This is a genomic window from Plantibacter sp. Leaf314 (genome assembly GCF_001423185.1).
Classification (GTDB): Bacteria; Actinomycetota; Actinomycetes; order Actinomycetales; family Microbacteriaceae; genus Plantibacter.
This window is the reverse complement of record NZ_LMOB01000001.1, coordinates 2167603-2193045: the sequence shown is the minus strand read 5'-3', so window position 1 is coordinate 2193045 and position 25443 is coordinate 2167603. Positions and strand designations below refer to the sequence as shown.

Annotated in this window: 21 protein-coding genes; 4 read left to right on the top strand and 17 right to left on the bottom strand. The window is 71.1% G+C overall.

Features of this window, described 5'->3' with window-relative positions; genetic code table 11:
- Positions 1-20: 20 nt before the first annotated feature.
- The 7 genes from ASF68_RS10330 to ASF68_RS10300 form a co-directional block, all read right to left on the bottom strand.
- Complete coding sequence (locus tag ASF68_RS10330; protein WP_056009915.1) at positions 21-650, bottom strand: response regulator transcription factor; 630 nt, start codon at positions 648-650, stop codon at positions 21-23.
- Positions 647-1906 (bottom strand): sensor histidine kinase, encoded by a 1260-nt coding sequence (locus ASF68_RS10325; protein ID WP_056009913.1) that lies wholly within the window; start codon positions 1904-1906, stop codon positions 647-649. Before ASF68_RS10325 ends, ASF68_RS10330 begins: the two co-directional genes overlap by 4 nt.
- 35 nt (positions 1907-1941) lie before the next feature.
- Complete coding sequence (locus tag ASF68_RS10320) at positions 1942-2832, bottom strand: ABC transporter permease (protein WP_082498569.1); 891 nt, start codon at positions 2830-2832, stop codon at positions 1942-1944.
- Positions 2829-3755, bottom strand: a complete 927-nt coding sequence (locus tag ASF68_RS10315; protein WP_369796444.1) for an ABC transporter ATP-binding protein — start codon at positions 3753-3755, stop codon at positions 2829-2831. The genes ASF68_RS10320 and ASF68_RS10315 overlap by 4 nt, the downstream gene beginning before the upstream one ends.
- A gap of 174 nt (positions 3756-3929) precedes the next feature.
- Positions 3930-4505: a hypothetical protein gene (locus ASF68_RS10310; protein ID WP_056009911.1), complete on the bottom strand. Its 576-nt coding sequence runs from the start codon at positions 4503-4505 to the stop codon at positions 3930-3932.
- A gap of 99 nt (positions 4506-4604) precedes the next feature.
- A complete protein-coding gene (locus ASF68_RS10305) occupies positions 4605-5945 on the bottom strand; it encodes an MATE family efflux transporter (RefSeq protein WP_056009909.1) in 1341 nt (446 codons plus the stop codon).
- Between the two features lie 9 nt (positions 5946-5954).
- Positions 5955-8903, bottom strand: a complete 2949-nt coding sequence (locus tag ASF68_RS10300; RefSeq protein ID WP_056009907.1) for a VTT domain-containing protein — start codon at positions 8901-8903, stop codon at positions 5955-5957.
- Positions 8904-9052: 149 nt separating this feature from the next.
- On the opposite strand from ASF68_RS10300, the gene ASF68_RS10295 reads away from it, so the two are divergent.
- Together ASF68_RS10295 and argG are read left to right on the top strand one after the other, a co-directional pair.
- Positions 9053-11032: a M13 family metallopeptidase gene (locus tag ASF68_RS10295; RefSeq protein ID WP_056009905.1), complete on the top strand. Its 1980-nt coding sequence runs from the start codon at positions 9053-9055 to the stop codon at positions 11030-11032.
- Between the two features lie 318 nt (positions 11033-11350).
- A complete protein-coding gene (gene argG, locus ASF68_RS10290; RefSeq protein WP_056009903.1) occupies positions 11351-12790 on the top strand; it encodes an argininosuccinate synthase in 1440 nt (479 codons plus the stop codon).
- A 266-nt stretch (positions 12791-13056) separates the two neighbouring features.
- Here argG and ASF68_RS10285 read toward each other — a convergent pair whose 3' ends face one another.
- From ASF68_RS10285 to ASF68_RS10265, 5 genes are all read right to left on the bottom strand, one after another.
- Entirely contained in the window at positions 13057-14193 is a 1137-nt protein-coding gene (locus ASF68_RS10285; protein ID WP_056009901.1) for an FAD-binding oxidoreductase, read from the bottom strand.
- A complete protein-coding gene (locus ASF68_RS10280; protein WP_056009900.1) occupies positions 14190-15275 on the bottom strand; it encodes a Gfo/Idh/MocA family oxidoreductase in 1086 nt (361 codons plus the stop codon). The genes ASF68_RS10285 and ASF68_RS10280 overlap by 4 nt, the downstream gene beginning before the upstream one ends.
- Positions 15275-16045 carry an amino acid ABC transporter ATP-binding protein gene (locus tag ASF68_RS10275; RefSeq protein ID WP_056009899.1) on the bottom strand — a complete coding sequence of 257 codons (771 nt, stop codon included), beginning with the start codon at positions 16043-16045 and terminating at the stop codon, positions 15275-15277. The genes ASF68_RS10280 and ASF68_RS10275 overlap by 1 nt, the downstream gene beginning before the upstream one ends.
- Positions 16042-16830: an amino acid ABC transporter permease gene (locus tag ASF68_RS10270; RefSeq protein WP_056009897.1), complete on the bottom strand. Its 789-nt coding sequence runs from the start codon at positions 16828-16830 to the stop codon at positions 16042-16044. Before ASF68_RS10270 ends, ASF68_RS10275 begins: the two co-directional genes overlap by 4 nt.
- A 75-nt stretch (positions 16831-16905) precedes the next feature.
- Positions 16906-17775 (bottom strand): ABC transporter substrate-binding protein, encoded by an 870-nt coding sequence (locus ASF68_RS10265; RefSeq protein WP_235526783.1) that lies wholly within the window; start codon positions 17773-17775, stop codon positions 16906-16908.
- A 209-nt stretch (positions 17776-17984) separates the two neighbouring features.
- On the opposite strand from ASF68_RS10265, the gene ASF68_RS10260 reads away from it, so the two are divergent.
- On the top strand, positions 17985-19055 hold the full coding sequence (locus ASF68_RS10260) for a LacI family DNA-binding transcriptional regulator (protein WP_056009893.1): 1071 nt from the start codon (positions 17985-17987) through the stop codon (positions 19053-19055).
- A gap of 223 nt (positions 19056-19278) precedes the next feature.
- Here the strand turns inward: ASF68_RS10260 and ASF68_RS10255 are convergent, their stop codons facing one another.
- Both ASF68_RS10255 and ASF68_RS10250 read right to left on the bottom strand, forming a co-directional pair.
- On the bottom strand, positions 19279-19923 hold the full coding sequence (locus tag ASF68_RS10255; RefSeq protein ID WP_056009891.1) for a cyclopropane-fatty-acyl-phospholipid synthase family protein: 645 nt from the start codon (positions 19921-19923) through the stop codon (positions 19279-19281).
- 195 nt (positions 19924-20118) lie between these two features.
- Complete coding sequence (locus ASF68_RS10250; protein ID WP_056009889.1) at positions 20119-21663, bottom strand: leucyl aminopeptidase; 1545 nt, start codon at positions 21661-21663, stop codon at positions 20119-20121.
- A gap of 87 nt (positions 21664-21750) precedes the next feature.
- On the opposite strand from ASF68_RS10250, the gene ASF68_RS10245 reads away from it, so the two are divergent.
- Positions 21751-22527: a hypothetical protein gene (locus ASF68_RS10245; RefSeq protein ID WP_056009887.1), complete on the top strand. Its 777-nt coding sequence runs from the start codon at positions 21751-21753 to the stop codon at positions 22525-22527.
- Positions 22528-22578: 51 nt separating this feature from the next.
- Here the strand turns inward: ASF68_RS10245 and ASF68_RS10240 are convergent, their stop codons facing one another.
- Genes ASF68_RS10240 through ASF68_RS10230 form a run of 3 tightly spaced genes read right to left on the bottom strand, consistent with a single transcriptional unit; the run spans position 22579 to position 25435 of the window.
- A complete protein-coding gene (locus tag ASF68_RS10240) occupies positions 22579-23718 on the bottom strand; it encodes a Gfo/Idh/MocA family protein (protein ID WP_082498568.1) in 1140 nt (379 codons plus the stop codon).
- Positions 23715-24494, bottom strand: coding sequence for a ThuA domain-containing protein (locus tag ASF68_RS10235; protein ID WP_056009885.1), 780 nt, complete (start codon positions 24492-24494; stop codon positions 23715-23717). Before ASF68_RS10235 ends, ASF68_RS10240 begins: the two co-directional genes overlap by 4 nt.
- Positions 24495-24553: 59 nt before the next feature.
- Entirely contained in the window at positions 24554-25435 is an 882-nt protein-coding gene (locus tag ASF68_RS10230) for a carbohydrate ABC transporter permease (RefSeq protein ID WP_056009883.1), read from the bottom strand.
- Positions 25436-25443 lie beyond the last annotated feature (8 nt).

Sequence of the window (25443 nt, the reverse complement as noted above, 5' to 3'; positions counted from 1 at the left end):
CTCAGCTCGGAGCTCAGCGCTCAGAGCAGCCGGAGCTCCTGCGCCCGGGTGACGGCTCGGGTGCGGTCGGCGACCTCGAGCTTCTCGAACACGTGGAGCAGATGGGTCTTCACCGTCGACTCCGAGATGAAGAGTCCGGCCGCGATCGCCCGGTTGCTGTTGCCGGCGGCGACGAGCGCGAGGACCTCCAGCTCGCGGGCGCTCAGCTGCGGGCGTGGTGACGAACCGCCCTGGACACGGCCGACGAGGGTCGCCGCGATGGTGGGCGCGAGGACGGTCTGGCCGGACACGACCGAACGGATGCCGGCGAGGATCTCCTGCTCGGGAGCCGCCTTCAACAGGTACCCGCTGGCACCGGCCTCGATGGCGCCGAGGATGTCGTCGTCGGTCTCGTAGGTGGTCAGCACGAGTACCCTCACCCCGGGCAGGCGCTGCACGATGCGGGCGGTCGCCTCCACGCCGCCGAGGACCGGCATGCGGAGGTCCATGAGGACGAGGTCGGGGTGGTGCGCTTCGGCCGCTTCGACCGCGGCGGCACCGTCGGCGACCTCGGCCACGACCTCGAGGTCCTCCGCCCGCCCGAGCAACGCGACGATCCCCGATCGGACGATGGGGTGGTCGTCGGCGACGACGATCCTGATCCGCGTCATCCGCCGACCTCGTCCCCGACGCCGGCGGACGGCCCGACACCGATCGGTTCTGCCACGGCCACCGGCACCCGCACCACCAGCGTCGTCCCAGCCCCGTGTCCGCTCACGATCTCGACCGTACCGCCCAGCAGGGCGACGCGGTCGTGCAGGCCGTGGAGGCCGAAGCCCGCGCCGGGTGCCGTGCCGAGGAGGGCGCCGGCGGCGTCGGGGATCCCGACACCGTCGTCCGAGAGTCGCAGCAGCGCCGAGCCGTCCGCGACCGACAGCTCGATGGTCGCATGCGACGCGCTAGCGTGCTTCCGGATGTTCGCCAACCCCTCCTGCGCGCACCGCAGCAGCACCACTTCCGCCACCCGGGGCAGGTGCTCCGCCGCCGTGTCCACGCGCACCTGGACGCCCGTCTCCCGTTCGAAGCGGGTGCCGAGGCGACGGAGACTGTCGCCGAGGGTGGTGTCCGCCGTCGGCATGGCCGCCATCGTCGCCACGAGCGCCCGCGCCTCGCCGAGCGCGTCGCGCGCGGTGGACTCGATGAGGTCGATGCTCTCGAGGGCGGCGATCGGGCGACCGTCCAGCGGGGCGGCGTCCGGGGTGTCCGCGACGGTCATGCCGACCTCGGATCGGGCTCGTTGCGCGAGCAGCACCACGCTCGTGAGACTCTGGGCGATCGTGTCGTGGATGTCGCGTGCCAGGCGCTCGCGTTCGGCAGCCGCGCCGGCCTCCCGGCTCGCCCGTTCCGACTCGGCCTGAGCCGCCTGCAGACTCACGAGGAGTCGTGCCTTCTCATCGCCGAGTTCGGCGATCCGGGTGATCCACAGGCCGAGCGACAGGGCGAAGACGAGCGAGACGCTCTGGATCGCGAGTCCCTGCACGATCGCGTCCGGTGTGGCGCCCCGACCGACGATGAAGCCGATGGCGAGCGTCGCGGCGCTCACGATGTTGAGGACGATCGCGTTCCGCGTCTCCGGGGTCAGCACCCACAGCAGCGGGAACACGAGGCACTGCAGGGTCAGGACGTTCGGCGACAACGCCGTGCCGACGGCGGTGAGCGCGATGAGGGTGATCGCGAACCAGAGCCCGCCCTGTGGACGCTCGAGGGTCCGTCGCCCGGCCGTGTAGTAGACGAGGCAGAGCACCGCCAGCACCACCCAGACACCGATCACCCGCTCCGGCGCCCCGGCCGCGCTGACGCTCACGAGCGCCCCCACGATCACGCATCCCGCGCCGAACGCGACATCCCACCACCGTCGTCCGTCCATGTCCTTACCCTCCCACTTCCGCCCGCGAACCGTCGTCAGGAGCGACGGACCCAGCGGAAGGAGAAGCGCGTCAGGACGAGTCCGACGACCGCCCAGACGACGAGGACGAGCGCGACCGTCGACAGGTCCCAGCCGCCCGACTGCTCCTGCGCAGCGAAGGAGTCCGGGAGGAACACGGACCGCATGCCCTGTGCGATCCACTTCACCGGGAACACGCTCGCGACGTTCTGCAGCCAGTCCGGGAGCATCGCGAACGACAGGTACACGCCGGAGATGAACTGCAGCACGAGCACGATGGGGATGATGACGGCCGTCGCGCTCTTCCCGCTCCGCGGCACCGCCGACAGCGCGATCCCGAGGACGGCCGACGTCGCGATCCCGAGGAGGTAGATCCAGGCGAAGGTGACCCACCGCTCGGGTTCCGTCGGCAGGGCGACGCCGAAGACGAGATGCGCCACGAGCAGGAGCAGGGCGAGCTGGAGCATCGAGGTCACGAGGACCTGCCCCATCTTCCCGAGGAAGTAGCTGACCACGGGAAGCGGGCTGCCCCCGAGACGCTTCAGCGTGCCGTCGCTCTTCTCCGTCGCGATGTCCGTCGCGAGGTTCTGGACGCCGGAGAGGAGGATGCCGGCGGCGATCATGCCGGGGAGCGTGTACGCGGCCTGGGTGACTCCGCCCGTCCCGTCGGGTGCCTCGCCGACGTTCCCCATCGCGCTGAACGCCGCGGAGAAGATCGCCAACATCACGACGGGGAACAGGAAGGTGAAGAACACCTGGTCGCCGGAACGGAAGTAGATGCGCGTCTCGTACCCGATCCGGCTCAGTCCCAGGCGGAGCGTCCGGCCACGGGGCAGCGGCGGGACGAACGGGGAGACAGCGCGATCGGTGGATGTCGTGGACGTGTTGGTGTTCGTGGTCAGGCTCATGCTCCTGCTCCCGTCTGGAGGGTGACGCGCGGATCGGCGGTGTCGGCGGTCGCCGTGGGAACACCGGCGCTCGCCGCATGGACGAGGCCGAGGTAGATGTCCTCGAGGCTCGGGCGGATGACCTCGAGGTCGCGTGGTTCCCCTCCGGTCGAGGCGGTGAGTTCGGCGACCCGTGCCGCCGGCGTCTGGGTGCGCTCCTCGTGGAGCCCGTCGCCGTCCCGCCACCGGACCACCGGGATCCGTGCCGCTGCACCGCCGATCTCGTCGACCGCGCCGATCTCGACGAGTCGTCCGCCGGCGATGACGGCGACCCGGTCGGCGAGCTGCGCGGCCTCGTCGAGGTAGTGCGTCGTGAGGAGGACGGTGGTGCCGTCCCGCTTGAGGGAGCGGATGAGGTCCCAGAACTGCCGCCGCGCCTCGGGGTCGAAGCCCGTGGTCGGCTCGTCCAGGAAGAGGAGCGCGGGGCGACCGATCACGCCGAGCGCCACGTCGACCCGCCGGCGTTGACCGCCCGAGAGCTTGCCGATGCGTGTGCCGGCCGCCGCGGTGAGGCCGACGGCGTCGATGACCTCGTCGACGTCCCGTGGCTCGGGGTAGTACCGGGAGAACTGGGTGAGCTGTTCCCGCACGGTGACGTTCGAGGCTTCGGCGCTCGACTGCAGGACGATCCCGAGGCGGGCCTTCCAGTCCAGGCCGCCGTGTGCGGGGTCGACGCCGAGGACGCTCGCCGAGCCGCCCGTGCGGTGCCGGTAGCCCTCGAGGATCTCGATGGTGGTGCTCTTCCCGGCGCCGTTCGGGCCGAGGAGTGCAAACGTCTCGCCCTCGTGGATGTCGAAGCTGATGCCGTCGACGGCGGTGAAGTCGCCGTACTGCTTGCGCAGTTCGCGGACCTCGATGATCGGTCGTGTGCTCATGGTGTCCATGCTCGTCCGGGTCGTCGACGGCCGGTAGCGGTGGAGCGGTTGATCCTGGCATCCACCGATCGGTTGATGCCGGCGACGCTGCCGGCGATGCTGCCGCCGGCGGCGCACGAGCGCCCACCCGCCCGGTGAGGGGCGGATGGGCGCGGGTGGGGCGAGCTGGTGCGGGACCCGGTGCTAGCCGAGCGCCGCCGTCGAGGCGACGACCACGAGGTCCTCGACGTTCTCGAAGCCGGCGGTCTCCTTGGTGAGCTGGGTGAACGGGACGCCGACGATCGTCAGGTCCTCGAGGGATCCGGTGAACGTGCCGGCGGCCTCGGTGATCTGGCCTCCCGCGTTGGTGGCGTTCGCGGCGGCGGCGGTGAGGCTCGCCGCACCACCGGAGAGGACGGCGTAGCTGCCGGACACGGCGCCGGCCTCGAAGCTCAGCACGCACACGGTCGTCAGGCCCTCGATGACGGCGGCGGGCGCGAACGAGGCCTTCGCGGCGGCGACGCCTGCGGCCGGGACCGCGACACCGCTGGCCGCGCTGAGCGTGTTGACCTGCTCCTCGGTGCACTTGGTCGCGCCGGACGCCGGTGCCTCCTCGGTGGTGTCCTGGGTGGCCTCCGCCTCCGAGGTGGCGCTCGACGTGGGCTCGGAGTCGGCCGGCGCCGATCCGCTGCTGCAGGCGGACAGCCCGAACAGGCCCAGGATAGCGACGGCGGTCACGGTCGAGACGCGGAGACGGTGGCTGGCGGTGGCGATGGTCATGGTGGTTCCCCCTGGAATCGTGAGCGTGGATGGATGCTCACAGGCCAGGATCGTGGACGGAGGCCGCCGATTCAATGGGGAGGACTCCCCAATCGTCGGTCAGATCCCGGTGCGCATCCACCCGCTCGTGCGGGCGCGGAGTCCGAGTGTGGTCGCTCGGGCGCCGAGGTATCCGACGAAGAAGGCGAGGGCCAGCCACGTGAGCCCGGTGGGTCCGCCGGGGGCCCAGGCGAGGACGGCGAGGGCGAACGGGAGGAACACGACCGTGTTGAGCAGGCCGGTGATCGCGAGGTACTTCGCGTCGCCGGCGCCGATGAGGACGCCGTCGAGGACGAACACGATCCCGCCGAGTGGTGTGGTGACCGCGAGCACGATGAGCGCGGGGACGATCAGGGCTGCGAGCTTCGGGTCGCTCGTGAACACGAGGCCGATGACCGGGCTCGCGAGCGCGACGACGAGGCCGAGGACGATCCCCGACCCGACGCCCCACTGCAGGCATCGGACGAGGACGGCGCGGACTCCGCCCACGTCGCCGGCGCCGAGCCCCTTGCCGACGAGCGCCTGGGCGGCGATCGCGAGGGCGTCGAGTGCGAAGGCGAGGGTGGCGAAGAGGGTCATGACGAGCTGGAAGCCGGCGAGCTCGTCCGTGCCGAGGTCGGTCGCGACGAACACGGCGATGAGCATCGCCGCGCGGAGGCTGACGGTGCGGAGGAACAGCCAGCCACCGGAGCGGGCCGCCCCGCCGAGCCCGGCGCGATGCGGGCGCAGGCTCGCGCCGGTCCGTCGCGCGTGGCGCAGGACGACGACGAGGTAGGCGACGACCATGCCCCACTGGGCGATGACGGTGCCGAGGGCCGAGCCGGCGATCCCGAGGCCGAGACCGTAGATGAAGAGGAAGTTGAGGCCGATGTTCGCGGCGAACCCGGCGCCGGCGACGACGAGGGGCGTGGTGGTGTCCTGGAGGCCACGCAGCAGACCGGTCGCGCCGAAGACGAGCAGCATCGCGGGGATGCCGATCATCGAGATGCCGAGGTAGGTGTCGGCCTGCTGGGCGACGGCGTCGGTCGCGCCGAACAATCCGACGAGGGTGGGGGAGAGGAACCAGCCGGCCGCACCGATCACGACGCCGAGGCCGAGGGACAGCCAGAGTCCGTCGACGCCGAGCGAGACCGCGCCGCGTTCGTCGCCGTGGCCGAGTCGGCGGGCGACGGCGGGGGTCGTCGCGTAGGCCAGGAACACCATGAGCCCGATGATGGTCTGCAGCACCGCGCTCGCGACGCCGAGGCCGGCGAGCGGCACGACCCCGAGGTGGCCGATCATCGCCGAGTCGGCGAGGAGGAACAGCGGCTCCGCCATGAGCGCTCCGAGCGCCGGGACCGCGAGCCGGAGGATGTCGCGATCGACCGGTCGGAGTCGTCGCCTGTCCTGTCCCGTGGTCACCCGCCGAGCCTAGTCGTGGCCACCGACCCGGTTGCTCGGGTCGTCGGGCAGCGGTCCGGACTGCCCGTCCTGCTCCCGCACGAGCAGCGAGCCGCTGAGGGCGGGGAGGTCGCGGAGGCGGATGCCGGTGAGGAAGCCTGCGGCAGCGGCGTAGGCGACCCGCGGCTGGTCGGCGTCCTCACGGCAGGCGAGGAACAGTGGCACGGACGTGGCGCCGAGCCGTTCTGCGACGGCGGCGATCTCGGCGAAGCCGTGGAGCGGATCGACGCGGTGGGCGATGCCGGCCACCGTGCGCACGGCGACACCGTCTGGCTCCGAGCCGTCACGCGCCAGGCCCGACGCCGAGAAGGAGACCGTCGACGCCCCCGCGGCGGCGAACCGACGGCAGGCATCGGTCAGTGCCCGCTCGACGGCTCGGTTGACGTCCGCGGAGGACGGCGTCTCCGCTTCGCCGGTGGCGTCGGTCGCCACCGCGCGCAGGACCGTGTCGAGGGCCCAGCCGCCGACGGTGCCGCCTGGGCCGGGGATCGGCAGCCAGGTCACTGCCGCCAGCACCGTGCCGCGGGCGTCGGTCACGACTGAACTCCGCGCGGCCGACCGGGCCTGCCCTGTTGCTCCGGCAGTCTCGACACTCGCGCCCACGGTCAGTCCCAGCTCGGGCACCCGCCGGTCGGAGACCCACACCGAGGTCAGCGCGCGGATCTGGCTGCGCAGCTCCCAGGGCAGCTCGTCCGACGGCAGCAGGATCGACGACCACTCGGGCTCCGTGGCGGGACCGTTGTCGGCCGGATCGCCGGCACCGCCGTCGCGGGCGTTCGCCGCAGGGAGCTCGAGCACGAGGTCCCGCCCGAGCGGCGACACACGCCAGCCTTCGGGCACGATGCTCGGCTCCCGCACCGCGAACGCGGCCGGGGTCAGCCCCGCCTGCTCGGCCGCCGCCGTGAACGCCAGCACCGCGTCCGGGGCACCATCGCGCGCGCCGATCGGTTCACCGAGCGCCAGCGCGACGCCCGCGTGCTGCTGGTAGAACACGGCGTGGCCGCCGTCCGCCGTGACGAAGATCCGGTTCTCGGGTCGGAGCGCCGACGCCGACAGTGGCCCGCCGCCGTCCTCGCGGAGCAGCTCGGCGGCCCGCGCCCGCGCCCGCCGCGCTCCGGGCCCGACCGCGCCGGGCAGTCGCCGTCTGGTCTGGTTCGCCGCCACCCGGAACGCGTGCCGCGAGAGCACGAGCACCACCGCCTGCCCCACCCAGAGCACGCTCGCCGAGATCCAGATCGTCGACGCCACGAGTGGCACCATCGCAAACCAGGTGAACGCGACGAGCGCGAGGGTCGTGAGCAGGTTGCCGACGGTCAGGACCATCGCCGCCCACCACGCCCAGCGATGTCCGCGCCGGAGCCAGTTCGCGATCAGTAGGATCGCCACCGTGTCGAGCCCCACGTCGAGGATGGAGCCCTGCGTCAGGGTGGTCGAGCCGAGCGGCCCGTCGAGCGGCACGAGCGTGACGAGCAGCTGCACCGCGCCGATGACGAGCAGCCCGGCGACCGCGAAGAGCCGCCAGTCCCGCATCGTCGGTCGCGGCGTCGAACGGTGTTCCCCGATGAGGAGTCGGGCGACGACGACGAACACGACCGTCGCGATCCAGTGCTCGAGGTCGTCGATCTTCCCGACGTAGAGGAGGGCGATCGACACCCACGACAGCAGGAGGAGCCGCCAGCGCAGCCGGTACGGGGACCGCATGAACGCGGTGGCCGTGGCCACGCAGGCCAGGATGCCGCAACTCGGGCCGACGTCGAGGGTCGTCGCGAGTGACTGCGCCCACGGCCAGTCGAGCTGCGCGAGCGCGGTCGCCGCCCCGAGGGCTCCGAGGATGCCGACGAGGTGCCCGGACAGGAAGATCGCCGACGCCCGCAGGGTGCCGAAGCGCGCCTCGACCCATCCGCCGAACACCGCGGCGCCGAGGATCGCGATGAGGTAGGTGAGCGGGTCGGCGGTGATGAACATGCCCGTGAGCACCGTCCACCAACGACCGGCCTCGAGACTCGGCACGCCGTAGGCGAACGACGGGTACCAGGCGGCCTGGTCGATCGGTCGCCACAGCCCGCCGGTGACGACCCCCAACGCGACGAAGACGGTCACGAAGGCGGTGGTCGCCGGCGTCGTCCTGAGCGCCCAGCGGAGCGGGGTGAAGACCGCGGCGATCGCTGCGCGCAGGTCTGTCCGGACGGGAGCGGCGCTCGGCGTCGGAGCGGTCGGCGTGGTCTGCGGCGCCGCTGACGCCAGGGCCGCCGAGCCGGACGGCGACAGCAGCTCGTCGAGTTCCGCCTCGGTCAGCGAGACCGCGGTGCGCTCCTCGACCGGTCGGGCGGCGCGCCGACGCGCGCGGAAGACGAGGACGACGGCGATCACGACCGCCGCCGCACCCGCGAGGGCGAGGGCCGCCCAGGAGAAGCGGTGCAGGAACTCGGTCGCGGCACTCCCGAGCAGCGTGACCACGGTCACGACGAGCGATGCCCAGGCGATGCCGCCGGCGGCGTTGGCGAGCAGGAAGTGCGGGTAGGTCATCCGGAACATGCCCGCCAGCGGTCCGGAGAAGATACGGAGGACGGCGATGAAGCGTCCGACGAACACCGCCCACGGCCCCCAGCGACGCATGAGGTGCACCGCGGCACCGAGTCGTTTCGGCCCCACCTGCTTCGGGAACCGACGGTTGAGCACCGAGAGGAGTCGCCGCCCGTAGCGCTTGCCGACCCAGTACCCGATCGAGTCTCCGAGGATCGCCCCGCCCGCGGCGGCCGCTGCGACGAACACGGGGTTGAGTCCGCTCGACGCCGCGAGGAGCGTCGCGCCGATCAGCACGGTCTCGCCCGGCAGGGGGACGCCGAGGCTTTCGACCGCGACGACCAGGAAGACGACCAGCAGGAGGACTCCGGGCGGGAACTCGGACAACCAGTCCACGCGCGCTCCTTCCGACCGGTGCGTCCAAGGTAGTCCCTCACCCGTCGAGCCACGTCCGACACCGCTCCACCGGTGCCGGACCCGGACCGTCTGCCAGCTCTGAGAGAACACCCGACCCGTCGTCAGGAGCCGTCGCTAGGCTGAGCCGCATGACTGACGCGCAGCTCGCCTCCGGCATCGACCGCTCCGAACTCGACCCGGCCGTCCGGCCGCAGGACGACCTCTTCCGGCATGTGAACGGCAAGTGGATCGACCGGACCGAGATCCCCGACGACAAGGCCCGCTGGGGGTCGTTCCACCAGCTCGCGGAGGACGCGGAGAACGCGGTCCGCGCCATCATCGAGGAGTCGCAGTCGAACCCCGACGGCCCGGAGGGCGTGAAGATCGGCGCCCTGTACGCCAGCTTCATGGACGTCGACCGCGCCAACGCGCTCGGTGCCGCACCGCTCGCCGACCAGCTCGCCCGCGTCGCCGCCGTCGACTCCATCGAGGCGTTCCTGCGCCTGTCGGGCGAGTTCGAGGCCGAGGGCGTCGGCGGCTTCCTCCAGCTCTTCGTCGACAACGACCCGGGCAACCCCGAGCGCTACCTCGTGTTCGCGGAGCAGGGCGGCATCACCCTCCCCGACGAGTCCTACTTCCGCGAGGACACCTTCGCCGAGATCCGTGACGCCTACCGCGCCCACCTCCAGACGATGTTCGAACTCGCCGGCCTCGACAATGCCGCAGGGCGCGCCGACCGCGTCTTCGCGCTCGAGACCGCGATCGCGTCCAAGCACTGGGACAACGTCGCCACCCGCGACAGCGAGAAGACCTACAACCTGTACGGCTGGGACGAAGCGGCGGCCCTCGCGGCCGGCGCCGACCTCGACGGCCCGAACCTCGCCGTCTGGCGCGACGCGATCGGCGCCGCCGACGAGGTGTTCGCCGAACTCGTCGTCCGCGAGCCGAGCTTCCTCGAGGGCCTCGGCGAGCTCCTCGTCGGCGAGCAGCTCGAGTCGTGGAAGGACTGGCTGGCCTGGAAGGTCGTCCACGGTGCCGCCCCGTACCTCTCCGAGGAGTTCGGCCGGGCCAACTTCGACTTCTACGGCAAGACGCTCACGGGTACGCCCCAGCAGCGCGAGCGCTGGAAGCGCGGCGTCTCGCTCGTCGAGGGCATGCTCGGTGAGGCCGTCGGACGCATCTACGTCGACCGCCACTTCGGCACCTCGGCCAAGGACGAGATGGACGTCCTCGTCGGGTTCCTCGTCGAGGCGTACCGCGACAGCATCGAGCACCTCGAGTGGATGAGTCCCGAGACCCGCACCCGTGCGCTCGAGAAGCTCGACAAGTTCACGCCGAAGATCGGCTTCCCCGTGAAGTGGCGCGACTACTCGGCGCTCGAGCTCGACGCCGATGACCTGCTCGGCAACGTCCGTCGCGCCAGCCGCTTCGAGATGGACCGGGAGCTCGGGAAGATCGGCAAGCCGCTCGACCGCGACGAGTGGTTCATGACGCCGCAGACGATCAACGCCTACTACAACCCCGGCTTCAACGAGATCGTCTTCCCCGCCGCCATCCTCCAGTACCCGTTCTTCGACGCCGGCCGCGACGCCGCCGCCAACTACGGGGCCATCGGGGCGGTCATCGGGCACGAGATCGGCCACGGCTTCGACGACCAGGGCTCCAAGTTCGACGGCGACGGCCGACTCACCGACTGGTGGACCGAGGCCGACCGCGCCGCCTTCGAGGAGCGCACGGCGTCGCTCATCGAGCAGTACAACGCCCTCGCTCCCGCCCAGGTGCCCGACCACCACGTCAACGGTGCGCTCACCATCGGTGAGAACATCGGCGACCTCGGCGGGCTCGGCATCGCCTGGAAGGCCTACCTGCTGTCGCTCGAGGGCGCGGAGCCGCCGGTCGTCGACGGCCTCACGGGTGCGGAGCGGTTCTTCCTCTCCTGGGCACAGGCCTGGCAGCAGAAGGGCCGCGACGCCGAGGTCATCCGCCTCCTGTCGATCGACCCGCACTCGCCGAACGAGTTCCGTTGCAACCAGATCGTCCGCAACATCGACGCCTTCTACGAGACGTTCGGCGTGACGGAGTCCGACGCTGCCTGGCTCGCCCCTGAGGAGCGCGTCACCATCTGGTAGCACCCGTTCCCGGCCCCGGTGCCTGTCGACGGGCCGTCCACGTCTGTCGCCCCTCCCCGATGTCCCCACTATTGGGACCTGTGGAGGGGCGTCGGTCGCTGTCAGAATCGCTCTGGAGTCGACGAATCGTCATCCCGATGCACCCGTGAAGCCCGCGGCGCGAGACCCGAACAGCGCCTGGGTGGACCTGGTCCGATCCGTCCGGTTCACAGCAGCGTCACCGTCGATGCCGCCTGAACGCCCGCCGTCCCCCGGCGGGCGTTCGGCGGTACCGGCGGTGACGTGCTCCGCACCCCACGAACCCGTAGAATCGCAGGCGTGTCTAAAGTCTTGAGCAGCCTCCCCGTCGGCGAGCGCGTCGGCATCGCCTTCTCCGGAGGTCTCGACACCTCCGTCGCCGTCGCCTGGATGCGCGAGAAGGGTGCCGTCCCGTGCACCTACACCGCCGACATCGGCCAGGCGGATGAACCGAACATCGGTGCCGTCCCCGATCGCGCGAAGGAGTACGGCGCGGAGATCGCCCGACTCGTCGACGCGAAGTCCGCGCTCGTGGAAGAGGGGCTCGTCGCACTGCAGTGCGGTGCGTTCCACATCCGCAACGCCGGCAAGACGTACTTCAACACCACGCCGCTCGGCCGTGCGGTGACGGGCACCATGCTCGTCCGCGCCATGAAGGAGGACGGCGTCGACATCTGGGGCGACGGCTCCACCTACAAGGGCAACGACATCGAGCGGTTCTACCGTTACGGGCTGCTCGCGAACCCGCGTCTGCGCATCTACAAGCCGTGGCTCGACGTCGACTTCGTCAACGAGCTCGGTGGCCGCAAGGAGATGAGCGAGTGGCTCGTCGCCCGCGACTTCCCGTACCGCGACTCCACGGAGAAGGCGTACAGCACCGACGCGAACATCTGGGGCGCCACCCACGAGGCCAAGCGTCTCGAGGAGCTCAGCTCCGGCATGGAACTCGTCGAGCCGATCATGGGCGTGCCGTTCTGGCGTGAAGACGTCGCGATCGCCTCCGAGGTCGTCACCGTCACGTTCGAGGCCGGCCGCCCGGTCGCGCTCAACGGCGTGGAGTACGACGACGCGGTCGCGCTCGTCCTCGAGGCCAACGCCATCGGTGGACGTCACGGCCTCGGCATGAGCGACCAGATCGAGAACCGCATCATCGAGGCGAAGAGCCGCGGCATCTACGAGGCTCCCGGCATGGCCCTCCTGCACATCGCGTACGAGCGTCTGCTCAACGCGATCCACAACGAGGACACGGTCGCGAACTACCACAACGAGGGTCGCCGTCTCGGCCGCCTCATGTACGAGGGCCGTTGGCTCGACCCGCAGTCGCTCATGCTGCGCGAGTCGATCCAGCGTTGGGTCGGTTCCGCCGTCTCCGGCGAGGTCTCGATCCGTCTGCGCCGCGGCGACGACTACACGATCCTCGACACCTCGGGCCCCGGCCTCAGCTACCACCCCGACAAGCTCTCGATGGAGCGCGTCGGCGACGCCGCGTTCGGTCCTGACGACCGCATCGGGCAGCTCACCATGCGGAACCTCGACATCGCCGACTCGCGTTCGCGGCTCGAGCAGTATGCGGCCGCCGGCATCGTCGGTGGCGCGACGGCAGAGCTCGTCGGCAAGCTCGAGCAGGGTGAGGCGCAGGAGATCCTCGGCGGCGAACTCCTCGACCCGACGGCCGACGCCCTCGAGCGCGCGACGGACCTCGCGTCCGAAGGCGCTGCGTTCGACTCCGGCACCGACTAGTCGCACCCCGTACCGCGAAACGCCCGCCGCACTCCTGGAGTGCGGCGGGCGTTCTGTCGTGGTCCCTCCCGTCCCTATCTCAGGAGTCCTGCGGCGTGTCGGGCTGGAGCGACGGTGACACACCGGAGGTCTCCTGAGTTAGGGCGATGGGGACAGCGGGACGGCGCGGGGTTCACAACTCAGGACCGGTGCGGCGCGTCCGCCGGACACACCGGGGCGGCCGGCGTGACCCGCCGGGGTCGTCCTGAGTCGTGAACCGACCGGACCTACGCGGGGACGGGCGAGTCGGCGTACCGCTCGGGGCGGAACGTCGCGAGGAGCGGCGAGGGTTCGCCGTCGACGATCTCGTCGGCGAGGAGTTCGCCGGCGATGAGCCCGAGCGTCGCTCCGCTGTGGCTGAACGCCGTGAACAGGCCCGGCAGCTGCGGGACCGCGCCGAAGACCGGCTCGCCATCGCCCGGGATCGGCTTGTACCCCGCGCCGATGTGGTCGAGCTCGAGGCTCGGGTTGCCGGCGAGCACCCGCGAGCCCTCGGCCAGCAGCCGCTCCACCGTCGAGTCGGCGATGTGTAGCGAGCCGTCGTCCCGGACCTCGATCTCCTCCTCCGACCACGCGGAGTCCAGGGCGAAGCCGCCGTCCCTCGTGCGGCGGACGGCGACCTTCGGCGTGTTGAGCACGGCGACGAGCTCCGAGGCGGCCGGCTTCGTGAACGCGACGAACGCGGCCGGGCTCTGGTCACCGATCGTGATGCCGAGCGCGGCGAGCTGGGCCGGGACGTCCGGACCCGTGGCCAGCAGGACCGCGTCGGCGTCGATGCGGTCGCCGTTCGCGAGGACCGCACCCACCGCGCGGCCACCGGCGGAGGCGATCTCGGCTCCGGCGTCCGTCACGATCCGTCCACCGCGGGCGACGAACTCGCGGGACAGGATCTCGATGACGGACGGCAGTTCGACCCACCCCTCGCCCGGGTTGAAGATCGCGCCCTCGGCGGCCACGGCGGCCGGGTCGACACCGGGTGTGACCGAAGCGATGTCCTCCGGCGCCAACCACCGGGCGTCGTAGCCGATGCCGCGTTCGTACGCGAAGGTGTCGGCGTAGGACTCGCCCTCCGGCGCCCACATGAGCCCGCCGTCGAAGCGGAGGAAGTCCGCGCTCGGCACCTGCGCGGCGAAGGTCCGCCAGCGGTCGATCCCGAGGACGCGGAGCGCGTGGTACTCGCTCGAGCGGCGGGCCGCGGAGTTCAGCCAGGCGAGCGACCGCCCGGAGGCGCCGCTGGCGAGGGACCGGTCGGTCACGAGGGTCACCTCGGCGCCACGGCGGGCGATGGCGACGGCGCTGGACGTTCCGAGGATGCCCCCGCCGATGACGACGACGCGACGGCTGGTCTGGGTGCTGGTGCTCATGCTGTCTGCTCTTTCTGTTCTGGAGTACTGCGTGCTGAAGCTGCTGCGGCCGTGTGGACGGCCTCGATGATCTCGAGGACGGCGATCGCGTCGGCCGGATCGACCGGTGGCGGACCGCCGTCGTGGAGCGCGGTCGCGAGGAGGCGCGTGAAGGCGGCGTAGTCGCCGTCGGCCATCGGGACGGGCTCCGTCGCGCCGTCGACGCCGATCGAGCCCCAGCCCGATGTGTCGCGCCGCCCGAACCCCTCGTCGCGGGGATCGGCGCCGGCTTTGAGCGCGGGCTCCTGGCCGTCGAGTCCCCACGAGGTGTAGGCGCCGGAGGACCCCAGGATGCGGAACCGGGGGCCCGCCTGGGCGACGAGCGACCCCATCCACAGGTGCGAGCGCACGCCGGATCGATGCCGGAGGGCCACGAAGGCGTCGTCGTCGGCGACCGCCCCCGGCCGGACGACCCCGAGCTCGGCGTGGACGTCCTCGACCTCCCCGAACAGCTGGATCGCCTGGTCGATCACGTGCGTACCGAGGTCGTAGAGGATGCCGCCACCGTCCGCCGCGGTGGCGACCGTCTTCCACGTTGCGGGCGGGTCCGGCTTCCACCACTCGAAGCGCGACTCGTAGCGGTGGACACGCCCGAGCGCGCCCTCGTCGAGCAGCTGCCGCACGGTCAGGAAGTCGCCGTCCCATCGGCGGTTCTGGAAGACGGTGACGAGTCGATCGACCGCCGCCGCGCGGTCGACGACGGCCCGGCCCTCGGCCGCGGTGACGGCGAACGGCTTGTCGACCACGACGTGCAGGCCTGCTTCCAGGGCGGCTGTCGCGAGCGCGGCGTGCGTGCCGGATGGCGAGCCGATGACGACGAGGTCGAGCTCGTCGGCCCGGGCGAAGAGCTCCTCGGCCGTCGACACCACTTGGACGCCCGGGTATCGGCCGAGTGCCTCGGCCCGCCGATCCGGGTCGGAGGTCACGACGAGGTCGAGCGAGTAGGCCGGATCCGCCGCGAGGAACGGCGCATGGAACACCGCGCCGGAGGTGCCGAAGCCGATGACACCCGTCCGGATCGCGCCGGTGACGCGCGCCGCCATCAGAGGACCTCGGAGAGGAAGCGCTGCAGGCGCGGGCTCTGCGGTGCGTCGAACAGCTGTGATGGCGTGCCCGCCTCGACGACGCGACCCTCGTCCATGAACACGACCTGGTCGGCGACCTTGCGCGCGAAGCCCATCTCGTGGGTGACGACGAGCATCGTCATGCCGCGCTGCGCGAGCCCGGCCATGAGGTTGAGGACGCCCTTCACGAGCTCAGGATCGAGCGCGCTCGTGGCCTCGTCGAACAGCATGACCTCGGGTTCCATCGCGAGGGCCCTGGCGATCGCGACCCGCTGCTGCTGGCCGCCCGAGAGGTCGCGCGGCCGGTGGTCGGACCGTTCGCCCAGCCCGACGTCGTCCAGCCGTGCCGCGGCGACCCGGAGCGACTCGCTCTTCGACATCCCCTTCACGTTCCGCAGCGCGAGGGCGACGTTCTCCAGTGCGGTGTGGTCGGGGAACAGGTTGAAGTGCTGGAACACGAGCCCGACCCGCGTCCGGAGCCGTTCCGGCTTCATCTTCAGGGCGCTCTCACCGGCGAGGAGCACGTCTCCGGAGGTGGGCTCGTGCAGCCGGTTCACCCCGCGGAGCAGCGTCGACTTCCCGGAGCCGGACGGCCCGATGATGCACGTCGTGGTGCCCGGCTCCACGTCGATGCTCACCTCGCGGATGACGTGGATGTCGCCGTACGCCATCGAGACGTCGCGGAGCTCCAGGCTGGAGCCGCGGTAGAAGTGTCCGTCGGTGACGGGCAGGGGAGAGGTGTAGGTCATGTGTTGCTCCCGGTGGTGGCTGGCAGGGGTGGCTGCACCTCGTCGAGCTCGTCGAGGCCGCTCTTCGGCGGGGTGGCCTTGCGGCGCCCGGTGCGGAAGCGGTTGTCGAAGAAGTTGACGAGGTGGGTGAGGGGCACGGTGATGACGAGGTAGAACAGACCCGCCATGACGAGCGGCGAGAGGTTGCCGGTGAGGACGGCGGCGTCCTGACCGACCCGGAACAGCTCGCGCTCGCTGACGAGGAGCCCGAGGAAGTAGACGAGGCTCGAGTCCTTCACGATGGCGATGAACTGGTTGACGAGTGCCGGCAGCACCCGGCGGATGCCCTGCGGCACCACCACGAGTCGCATGGCCTTGCCGTAGCTCATGCCGAGCGCCCGGCAGGCCTCCAGCTGGCCGCGGTCGACGCTCTGGATGCCGGCGCGGAAGATCTCGCCGATGTAGGCGGAGGCGATGAGGCTGAGGGCGAGGATGCCCAGGGGGTAGGGGGAGGGGCCGAACAGCTGCTGGCTGAAGCGGGCGAAGCCCTGGCCGATGAGGAGGATGGTGAGGATCGCCGGGAGGCCGCGGAACACGTCGGTGTAGATCCGCGCGGGCACCCGGAGCCAGCGCGAGGGCGAGATGCCCATGATCGCGATGATCATGCCGAGGACGACGCCGATGACCGTGGCGGCGATCGAGATGACGAGGGTGTTGACGAGTCCCACGCCGAGCAGCTGCGGGAACACCTGCCACATCGCGTCGAAGTCGAAGAAGGTCTTGATGATGCTGTCGAGCCAGTCCATGCTGTCTGCTCCTGAGGGGTGGGATGGTGTGGTGCGGGCCGGTGTGCGACCCGCACCACGAGACGGGGCTGGGGGCTACTCGGACGCGCTCGGGCTGGGGCTGGACGTCTGCTCCGCCTTCGGGAGGTACTGCTCGGGCATCGGGGAGCCCGGGAACCACTTCTGGTAGAGCTTCTTCCAGGTGCCGTCCTCCATCGCCTCGGCGAGGGCCTTGTCCAGGGCCTTCTTGAACTCGGGCTTGTCCTTCGCGATGGCGAAGCCGGCCGGTGCGTCGAAGGACGGGATGTCGATGGCGTTCACGAGGCCGTACTGGGCCGCGTACTCTTTCGCCGCTTCGTAGTCGAGGAAGTGGGCGTCGATGCTGCCGCTGTTAACCGCGGAGATCGCCGAGTTGTTGTCGGGGAAGCGGACGAGTTCGGTCTTGGTGAAGTTCTTGACCGCGTACGCCTCCTGGAGCGTGCCCTGGACGACGCCGAGGCGCTTGCCCGCGAGGCTGTCCGCATCGGTGATGCCGGAGTCCTTCGACGCCATGACCGTGAGGTATCCGGCGAGGTAGCCGTCGGAGAAGTCGACGGTCTGCTCGCGTTCCTTGGTGATGCCGATGGCGGCGACGCCGACGTCGAACTGGCCGTTCGCGACGGCGGAGAGCAGGCCGGAGAAGTCCTGGCCGGTGAAGACGACGTCGTCGATCCCGATCCGCTTGGCGACGTCGGTGAAGAGTTCGACGTCGAATCCGGTGAACGTCCCGTCGGCATCCGTGAAGGTGTACGGCTTCGAGTCGCCGAGGCTGGCGACGCGGATCTGTCCGGGGGTGATGAGCCCGTAGGGGTTGTCCTCGGTGCTGCTCGCGGCGCCGGCACCACCGGAGCACGCGGAGAGGATGAGGGCGGTCGCCGCAGCGACGGCCAGGAGGGCCGTCCTGCGGAGGGTGGAGCGATTCGTCACGGCGAGTCCAATCATGGGGAGGAGTTCGTGGTGCGTGGAGGGAACCGTCGGCTCGTGTCTTGTGGACGCCGTCAGCTCCGTTGCTGTCGTTCTGCTGGTGAGACCGGTCTCAATCGAGTAGCTTGAGACCGGTCTCAACAGGTTGTCCAGGACAGTACCCTGGTTCCGGAACGACGTCAACGACGAAGCAGAACCCCATCGGAGGGCACATGGCAACGGATCCGGCTACCGGACGACGCGAGACGACGGTGTCCGACGTCGCGAAAGCCGCCAAGGTCTCCAAGGCCACGGCGGCCCGAGCGCTCGGCGACTACGGGGCCGTGAGCGAGGACGTCAGGGACCGCGTGCAGGCTGCTGCCGAACGCCTCGGCTACCGCCCCAACGCCCTCGCGAAGAGCATGAACACGGGGAAGTCGAACACCATCGGAGTGGTCATCGGTGACATCGAGAACCCCTTCTTCGCCCGAGCCACCCGAGGGATCTCCGACGTCGCGCAAGCCGCCGGATTCGACCTCATCCTCGCCAATTCCGACGAGGAGATCGACGCCGAGACGGCCGCGATCGAGCTGCTCCTCGACAAGCGCGTGGACGGGTTCATCGTGACCCCGGCCTCCTCGATCGAAACGAGAAGTTTACAAACGGCGCTCGCGGAAGGTCGGCCCGTGGTACTCCTCGACCGCCGAGCGGCCGGCATGGAGGCGGACACGGTCGTCGCCGACAACGCCTCGGGAGCGGCTGCGGCGACCCGGCACCTCCTCGAAGCCGGTCACCGGCGCATCGCCTTCGTGTCGACGCTCGCCCATGAGCACCCCTACGTCTCCGGCGACGTCGTCGGGTCCTCCTCGGTGGGCGACCGCATCGACGGGTTCACGGCGGCGCTCGGCGAAGCCGGGGTCGAGGATCCCGCCTCCTTCGTCCACCTCAACGCCCGCGCGGACGGGATCGACGTCATCACGCGGCGGGTCCTCGACGGTCCCGATGCCGTCACGGCGATCGTCGCCTCCGACAGCCTCGTCGGCTCAGCCGTGTTCCGGACCATCCGGGAACTCGGCCTGGCGATCCCGGGCGACGTGTCGCTCATCGCGTTCGACGACGCCGACTGGACGAGCCTCACGACGCCCCCGATCACCGTCGTCTCCCAGCCGATCTACGAGCTCGGTGCGGAGTCCGCGCGTCGGCTGATCGCCCGGATCGGTGGGACGGGCTCGGAGACCGAGGAGTTCGTGCTCGCCCAGACGCTCATCGAGCGCGGATCGGTGGGCGCGCCGCCGCGACGCTGAACGCTGCCGTTCTGTCCCGAGCTCAGGAGTGCTGCGGCGTGTCGGGTGCGACGCGCCGGTCGGGCGGCGCGACGCGCCGGGACGCTCCTGAGTGAGGGACGCTGAGAACGGGTGTCGGTCCGGGTGCCCGGCAGGTGTGGTGCTGTCCCGAACTCAGGAGTGTCGCGGCGTGTCGGGTGCGACACGCGGGTGGGGCGGCGCGACGCTCCGAGGGGATCCTGAGTTAGGGACGGCGGCGGAGGTGGAGGACGCTGTCGTCGAGCTCGGCGGGCTCGCCCGACGGGCCGATCGCGGCACGGGGGACGAGCGCCGAGGTGCGGACCTCCCACTCGGCGGCGTCGAGCTCGAGCGAGGCATGCACCTCCTCCGGCGTGGGGAAGTGGGCGTGCCCGAGGTGCCCGGTGCTCCAGGGCGGCGGACCGCCGTGCCCGACGACGAGGAGCGTGCCGCCGGGAGCCACAGCCGAGGCGGCGCGACGGAGGACCTCCTCACGCGGGAACGCGACCGGGGAGTGCAGGAACGTCGCGGCGACGAGGTCGAAGCGGCCGGAGGGTTCCCACGTGGCGAGGTCGGCCTCGATCCAGGTGATGCGGTCGGCGACCCCGGCGGCCTCCGCGGTGGAGCGGCCGAGGGCCAGCGCGGTCGGGGAGATGTCGACCGCCGTGACGGACCAGCCCTGCTGCGCGAGCCAGACCGCGTCGGCTCCCTCGCCGCTCCCGAGCTCGAGCGCGGTGCCGGGGCGGAGGTCGCCCACCTCGCGCTCGAGGGCGGCGTTCGGCCGGCCGCTCCACACCTGACCACGGCTGCGGTAACGGTCCTCCCAGAACTCGGCGGGATCGGTGAGGGTGGGCTCGTGCTCGGAGGTCATCCGCCCAGCCTGCCCTGCGCCGGGCGTCAGGCGGTGGTTTCTTGCCGGAACGGCAACGCGGGCCCTTCGACAAGCTCAGGGACCGGGGTGGAAGCTCAGGGACCGGGGTGGAAGCGGTCAGGGACCGCGTTGCAGGTGGGGTCGGCGGGTCCCTGAGCCCTCGACGAGCTCAGGGACCGACCGGCCGGCCTCGGCTCAGGCGCTGAAGTTCAGCGCCAGGTCGACGAGGAGACGCGTGCCGTAGCCGGTCGCGCCCTTCGAACGCCACGACTCGTCGGACTCCACGAGCATGGTTCCGGCGATGTCGAGGTGCGCCCACGGCACATCGCCGACGAACTCGGCGAGGAACAGCGCGGCGAGCGTCGAACCGGCGTAGCGACCACCGATGTTGGCGAGGTCGGCGACGTCGGAGTCGAGCTGCTTCCGATAGCTGCGCTCGAGGGGCAGCTGCCACAGCTGCTCGTCAGTGGCCTTCGCCGAAGCGAGCGTCCGGTCGACGATGCCCTGCTCGGTCCCGTGCACCGCGGCGGTCTTCGTGCCGAGCGCCATGATCGCGGCGCCCGTCAGCGTCGCGATGTCGACGATCGCGTCGGGGCCCTCCTCGACCGCCAGGCTCAGGCCGTCGGCGAGGACGAGGCGACCCTCGGCGTCCGTGTTCTTGATCTCGACGGTCGTGCCGTTGCGGAACGTCAGCACGTCGCCGAGCATCGTCGCCGAGCCGGAGGGCATGTTGTCCGTGCACATGAGGAACGCCGTGACGCTGCTCGCGCAGTGCAACTCGTCCAGCGCGGTCATGGCGGAGAGGATCGCGCCGGCACCCGCCATGTCCATCTTCATCGCGGCGTGCGACGGGTCGGAGGGCTTGAGCGAGATGCCGCCCGAGTCGTACATGATGCCCTTGCCGACGAGCGCGAGGTGCCCGGCCGGTTCGACGGGCGACCCGTCGGCGTCCTTCGGCGTGTACCGCAGCTTGATCAAGCGGGGCTCTTCGAGGCTGCCGGCGTTGACGCCGAGCAGACCACCGAGGCCGAGCTCGATGAGCGCGTCCTTGTCGAAGACTTCCACGTCGAAGCCGTTGGCGGCGCCGAGGAGCTGCGCGACCTCGGCGAGGTCCGTCGCCGTGAGGTGACCGGGCGGGGTGTTCGCGAGATCGCGGGCCAGGTTCGCCGAGCGGGCGAGGACCTCGCCGCGGTGGGCGCCGGTCGCGGTGTCCGCGAGGTCGTCGCCGGCCGCGACGAGGTGGAGAGCGACGAGCGGCGTGCGCTTCGCCTCGCGCTTGAGCTCGGTGTAGCGGTAGCGGGCGAGCAGGGCGCCCTCCACGACGAGCTGTCCGGCCGATGCGGCGTCGAGGTTGAACGCGTGCGCGACGTCGAGGCCGATGGTCGCGAAGGAGGAGGCGGCGCGGGCGAAGGCGGCGGCGACGTCGCGGAGTGCGGCGGCGGTGCGCTTCGCGGGGGCGCCGACACCGACCGCGATGAACGTCGGTGCGTCCTGGCTGGGGATCACGAGCGTCTGGCCGAGCTCGCCGGTGAAGCCGGCGCGGGTCAGGGCCGCCCGGTCGAGGCCGAGGGCCGCGGGGATCTCGTCGTGTACGCCGTCGAGCGCGGGGGCGACGGCGAGACCGATGGCTTCGACGCCCTCGGGGAAGTCGATCGCCACCTCCAACTCGACCGTCTCGGCGTCGAGCGACGGCGTGCGGGAGAAGGTCGGCGGGATCAACTTGGTGGGGCGGGATGGCATGCAGCGTCCTTCGTCTCGGAGTCGGGCTCCGTCCATCGTATGGGCCCGACCTGGCCGCGGATGGGCGTGGTCTGCGAGGATGCCGGGATGGGCGCATGGGGTACGGCGATCTTCTCGAACGACACGGCGTCGGACATCCGCACGGAGTACCGCGAGTTCGTGCAGGACCGGGTGCCCGACGACGAGGCGACGCGACGGACCATCGCCTCCTTCGCCCATCTGGTGGAGCGCGACGACGGCGAGCTGTGGATCCCGCTCGCGGCGGCGCAGAGCGAGGTGGGGCGACTCGATCCCGAGGTGCGGGCGCGGGCGATCGCGGCGATCGATCGTGGCGCCGACCTGGAGCTGTGGGCGGAGGCGGGCCGGACCGAACTCACCCGCCGCACCGCCGCGCTCCAGCGCCTGCGCGAGCAGCTCCTCGGCCCGCAGCCCGCGCCGAAACGCCTCCGCCGATCGTGGCGCCATGTGGAGGACGACCTGACACCGGGCGACGTCCTCGCGTTCACCGCACCGAACGGACGGACGGCGCTGTTCCGGGTGGTCGGCATCCACCGGTCCCGGTACGGCGACTCGCCAGAGCTCGACGTGCTCGACTGGGTGGGCGAGCACGTGCCCGAGCCGGAGATCCTGTCCGGGCTCCGGGCGAAGCGTGCGCCGGCCTCGGGCAACCTGCCGGAGCGCCCGGTCGTCTGGCAGCCGAATCGCTTCCGCAAGACCGACCCGGTGTGGCACGAGGCCGGCTTCGTCCGGGTCGCGCGCTTCGCGGGGTGGCCGAGCAGGGCCGCGCGGACGCCGGGTCACTCCGGCCTCTGGCGGGCCTTCAGCCTGAGCGTGACCCGCAACCTCGACGACGGTACGTGGTGAGCTGAGGCGGATCGTCGTCCGCAGCACGCGACGACGACGATCCGCCCCAGCTCAGCTGGTGGGGACGAGCGCCGCTCGGACGTCGTCGCGCGGTTCGGCCTCGAGCGCCTGCGCGTGCGCCTGGGCGAGCACGTCCGCGATGGACACCCGCGCGCCGGTCTCCGCGGACCGTACGGCGGCCTCGACCATCGCGAGGCTCAGGACGTTCGCGTGGACCTCGCCCGAGGGGACCCGTCCCGTCCGGATCGCATCGACGAACTCGACGAGCGAACCGGCGATCTCCTCCGGCACGTCGGCCTCGAGCGTCGCGGTCTCGACCTCGGCGGCCACCCCGTCCGTCGGCGCGAGCTGCCGCCGGGGCGCGGAGTCGCCGTCCCAGACCGCGGTGCCGTGTTCACCGTTGACGCGCCAGCTGCCGTTCCACGACGTCTCCACGCCGTCGGCGCACCAGCTGCCGCTGTAGGTGTATCGGACACCGTCTGCGAACTCGAAGACCGCGGTGGCGGCGGCATCGGCCGAGAACCAGCTCCAGGCGGGGTTGAACTCCTCGCAGTACACGGCGATCGGGTCGCTTCCGAGGACGTAGCGGGCGGCGTCGAAGGCATGGATGGCCATGTCGACGAGCAGCACGTGCGGCATCTCCTCGCGGAACCCGCCGAAGTGCGGCGCCTTGAAGAACTCGGTGGTCGCCGAGCCCAGGCGGCCGAGCGAGGCGACCTGCTCCCGGAACGCGGCGATCGACGCGTAGTAGCGGCGCGACTGACTCGTCATCAGCAGCTGTCCGCTCGCCTCCGCCGTGGCGGCCAGGGAGAGGGCCTGCGCCACCGTGGGCGCGATCGGCTTCTCGCACAGCACGGGCAGCCCGGCGAAGAGCGCCTCGGTGTTCACCGGATGGTGCGCGGCGGGCACGGTCACGTTCACGACCGCGTGCGCCCCGGTGGCCTCGGCGACGACCGACACGCTGGTCCCGACGACGACACCGTCAGGACCCACCTGCAGCCCGGCCTCGGCGACGGCCGACTCGGCGAGGGCCGTGTCGAGGTCGACGACGCCGACGAGCTCCGTGTCGGGGTTCGCGAGGATCGTCCGGAGCCAGGCCCGGCCCATGCCGCCCGCGCCCACGAGGACGAGCCGCACCGGGGCCGCCGCGTCGGCGAGCACCGCGAAGCCACCGTCGACAGGCGCACTCATCGTTCGAGCGCTCCCTCGTAGCCGCGACCGTTGTAGAAGTCCTCGGTCTCGTACCGCAGGAGGACCGGCACCGCGCGCTCAGGCCGCAGCGTGTGCGCCCACCGGACGCCGTTCGCGAGGACGCGTCGGACGTGCTCGTGGTGGTAGACGGGGTAGTCCTGGTCGCCGGGGGAGAAGAAGAAGATCTTGCCGAAGCCGCGCTTGTAGGTCATGCCGGAGCGGAACACCTCGCCGCCCGTGAACGTCGAGAGGAAGATCAGCTCGTCCGGCGCCGGGACGTCGAAGAACTCGCCGTACATCTCCTGCGCGGGGATGATGAACGGGTGGGGGACACCCTGGGCGATGGGGTGGGTCGGATCGACCGTCCACACGATCTCCCGGTCCTCCTCAGACCGCCACCGCAGCGTGCAGGTGGTGCCCATGAGCTTGCCGAAGATCTTCGACCAGTGGCCCGAGTGCAGCACGAGCAGGCCCATGCCGGCGAGGACGTGCTGGTGGACCCGTTCGACGACCTCGTCGGCGACCTCGTCGTGCGCGGCGTGACCCCACCACACGAGCACGTCGGTCGCGGCGAGCACCTCCTCGGTCAGGCCGTGCTCCGGCTCGTCGAGCGTCGTGGTGGTGACGACCGCGTCGGCGCCGAGGTGCTCCTCGATGCCCTCCTTGATGGTGGTGTGCATGCCGTCGGGGTAGATCGCGCGGACCTTCTCCTCGATCTGTTCGTGACGGTTCTCGCCCCAGACGAGGACGCGGACGGGGGTGGTGCTGTCGGACATGGTGGTGCTCCTTCGAGGATGCGTTGCGTGGTCGGAGAGGGTGTCTGCGTGCTGGTCGGTCATTTGACGGCGCCGCCCGTCGCCCCGGCGGCGATGAAGCGCTGGGCGATGACGAGCAGGATGATGGCGGGCAGGGACGAGAGGACCGCGGTCGCCATGACGGCGCTCCAGTTCGACACCTGCGAGCCGAGGTACTGGTAGATCCCGAGGGTCACGGGGCGCACGTCCTCGGTCGTCGTCAGGGTCAGCGCGAACAGGAAGTCGCTCCAGGAGAACAGGAACGCGAACAGTCCGGCGGTGATGAGCACGTTGCGGCTCACGGGCAGGACGATCGAGACGAACGCCCGCACGAGCCCGGCGCCGTCGACCCGTGCCGCCTCGACGATCGAGGGCGGGATGGTCTGCATCGACGCCCGCAGGATGAGGATCGCGAACGGGATGGCGTGCGACGCGTCGGCGAGGATCAGCCCGGGGATCGAGTTGAGCAGGCCGAGGTCGTTGTAGGCGGAGTAGAGGGCGTTGGCGATCACGATGCCGGGGATCATCTGCGCGATGAGGATCACGAGCAGGGCGATGCTGATCCACCGGAACCGGAACTGGGCGAGCGCGTAGGCCGCGGGTGCGGCGATCGCGAGGGTCAGCACGACGGTCCCGAGCGAGATGACGAGGCTCGTCACGAGGTGCCCGCCCTGGTCGGCGATCGCCTTCTCGTACCCGGCGAAGCTCGGGTTCACGGGGAAGAAGTCGCCGGTGAGGGTGTTGCCCGACGGCTGGAGCGACGCGTTCACCATCCAGTAGACGGGGAAGAGCATGATCGCGAGGATGAGGACGCCGAGGACGGTGGAGCCGAGGCGTCGTCGGTCGCCGCGGCGACGCGACGGGCCGACCGGGGCGAAGCGACGGGTCTGTCGGCCGCCGGTCACGATGCTGGTCGTGGTCATGAGGGGTC

Excerpts from the sequence above, each read along its gene's own strand:
- ASF68_RS10330 (WP_056009915.1), bottom strand. The coding sequence starts at position 650 with ATGACGCGGATCAGGATCGTCGTCGCCGACGACCACCCCATCGTCCGA.
- ASF68_RS10325 (WP_056009913.1), bottom strand. The coding sequence starts at position 1,906 with ATGGACGGACGACGGTGGTGGGATGTCGCGTTCGGCGCGGGATGCGTG.
- ASF68_RS10320 (WP_082498569.1), bottom strand. The coding sequence starts at position 2,832 with ATGAGCCTGACCACGAACACCAACACGTCCACGACATCCACCGATCGC.
- ASF68_RS10315 (WP_369796444.1), bottom strand. The coding sequence starts at position 3,755 with ATGGACACCATGAGCACACGACCGATCATCGAGGTCCGCGAACTGCGC.
- ASF68_RS10310 (WP_056009911.1), bottom strand. The coding sequence starts at position 4,505 with ATGACCATCGCCACCGCCAGCCACCGTCTCCGCGTCTCGACCGTGACC.
- ASF68_RS10295 (WP_056009905.1), top strand. The coding sequence starts at position 9,053 with ATGACTGACGCGCAGCTCGCCTCCGGCATCGACCGCTCCGAACTCGAC.
- ASF68_RS10285 (WP_056009901.1), bottom strand. The coding sequence starts at position 14,193 with ATGAGCACCAGCACCCAGACCAGCCGTCGCGTCGTCGTCATCGGCGGG.
- ASF68_RS10280 (WP_056009900.1), bottom strand. The coding sequence starts at position 15,275 with ATGGCGGCGCGCGTCACCGGCGCGATCCGGACGGGTGTCATCGGCTTC.
- ASF68_RS10275 (WP_056009899.1), bottom strand. The coding sequence starts at position 16,045 with ATGACCTACACCTCTCCCCTGCCCGTCACCGACGGACACTTCTACCGC.
- ASF68_RS10270 (WP_056009897.1), bottom strand. The coding sequence starts at position 16,830 with ATGGACTGGCTCGACAGCATCATCAAGACCTTCTTCGACTTCGACGCG.
- ASF68_RS10260 (WP_056009893.1), top strand. The coding sequence starts at position 17,985 with ATGGCAACGGATCCGGCTACCGGACGACGCGAGACGACGGTGTCCGAC.
- ASF68_RS10255 (WP_056009891.1), bottom strand. The coding sequence starts at position 19,923 with ATGACCTCCGAGCACGAGCCCACCCTCACCGATCCCGCCGAGTTCTGG.
- ASF68_RS10250 (WP_056009889.1), bottom strand. The coding sequence starts at position 21,663 with ATGCCATCCCGCCCCACCAAGTTGATCCCGCCGACCTTCTCCCGCACG.
- ASF68_RS10245 (WP_056009887.1), top strand. The coding sequence starts at position 21,751 with ATGGGCGCATGGGGTACGGCGATCTTCTCGAACGACACGGCGTCGGAC.
- ASF68_RS10240 (WP_082498568.1), bottom strand. The coding sequence starts at position 23,718 with ATGAGTGCGCCTGTCGACGGTGGCTTCGCGGTGCTCGCCGACGCGGCG.
- ASF68_RS10235 (WP_056009885.1), bottom strand. The coding sequence starts at position 24,494 with ATGTCCGACAGCACCACCCCCGTCCGCGTCCTCGTCTGGGGCGAGAAC.
- ASF68_RS10230 (WP_056009883.1), bottom strand. The coding sequence starts at position 25,435 with ATGACCACGACCAGCATCGTGACCGGCGGCCGACAGACCCGTCGCTTC.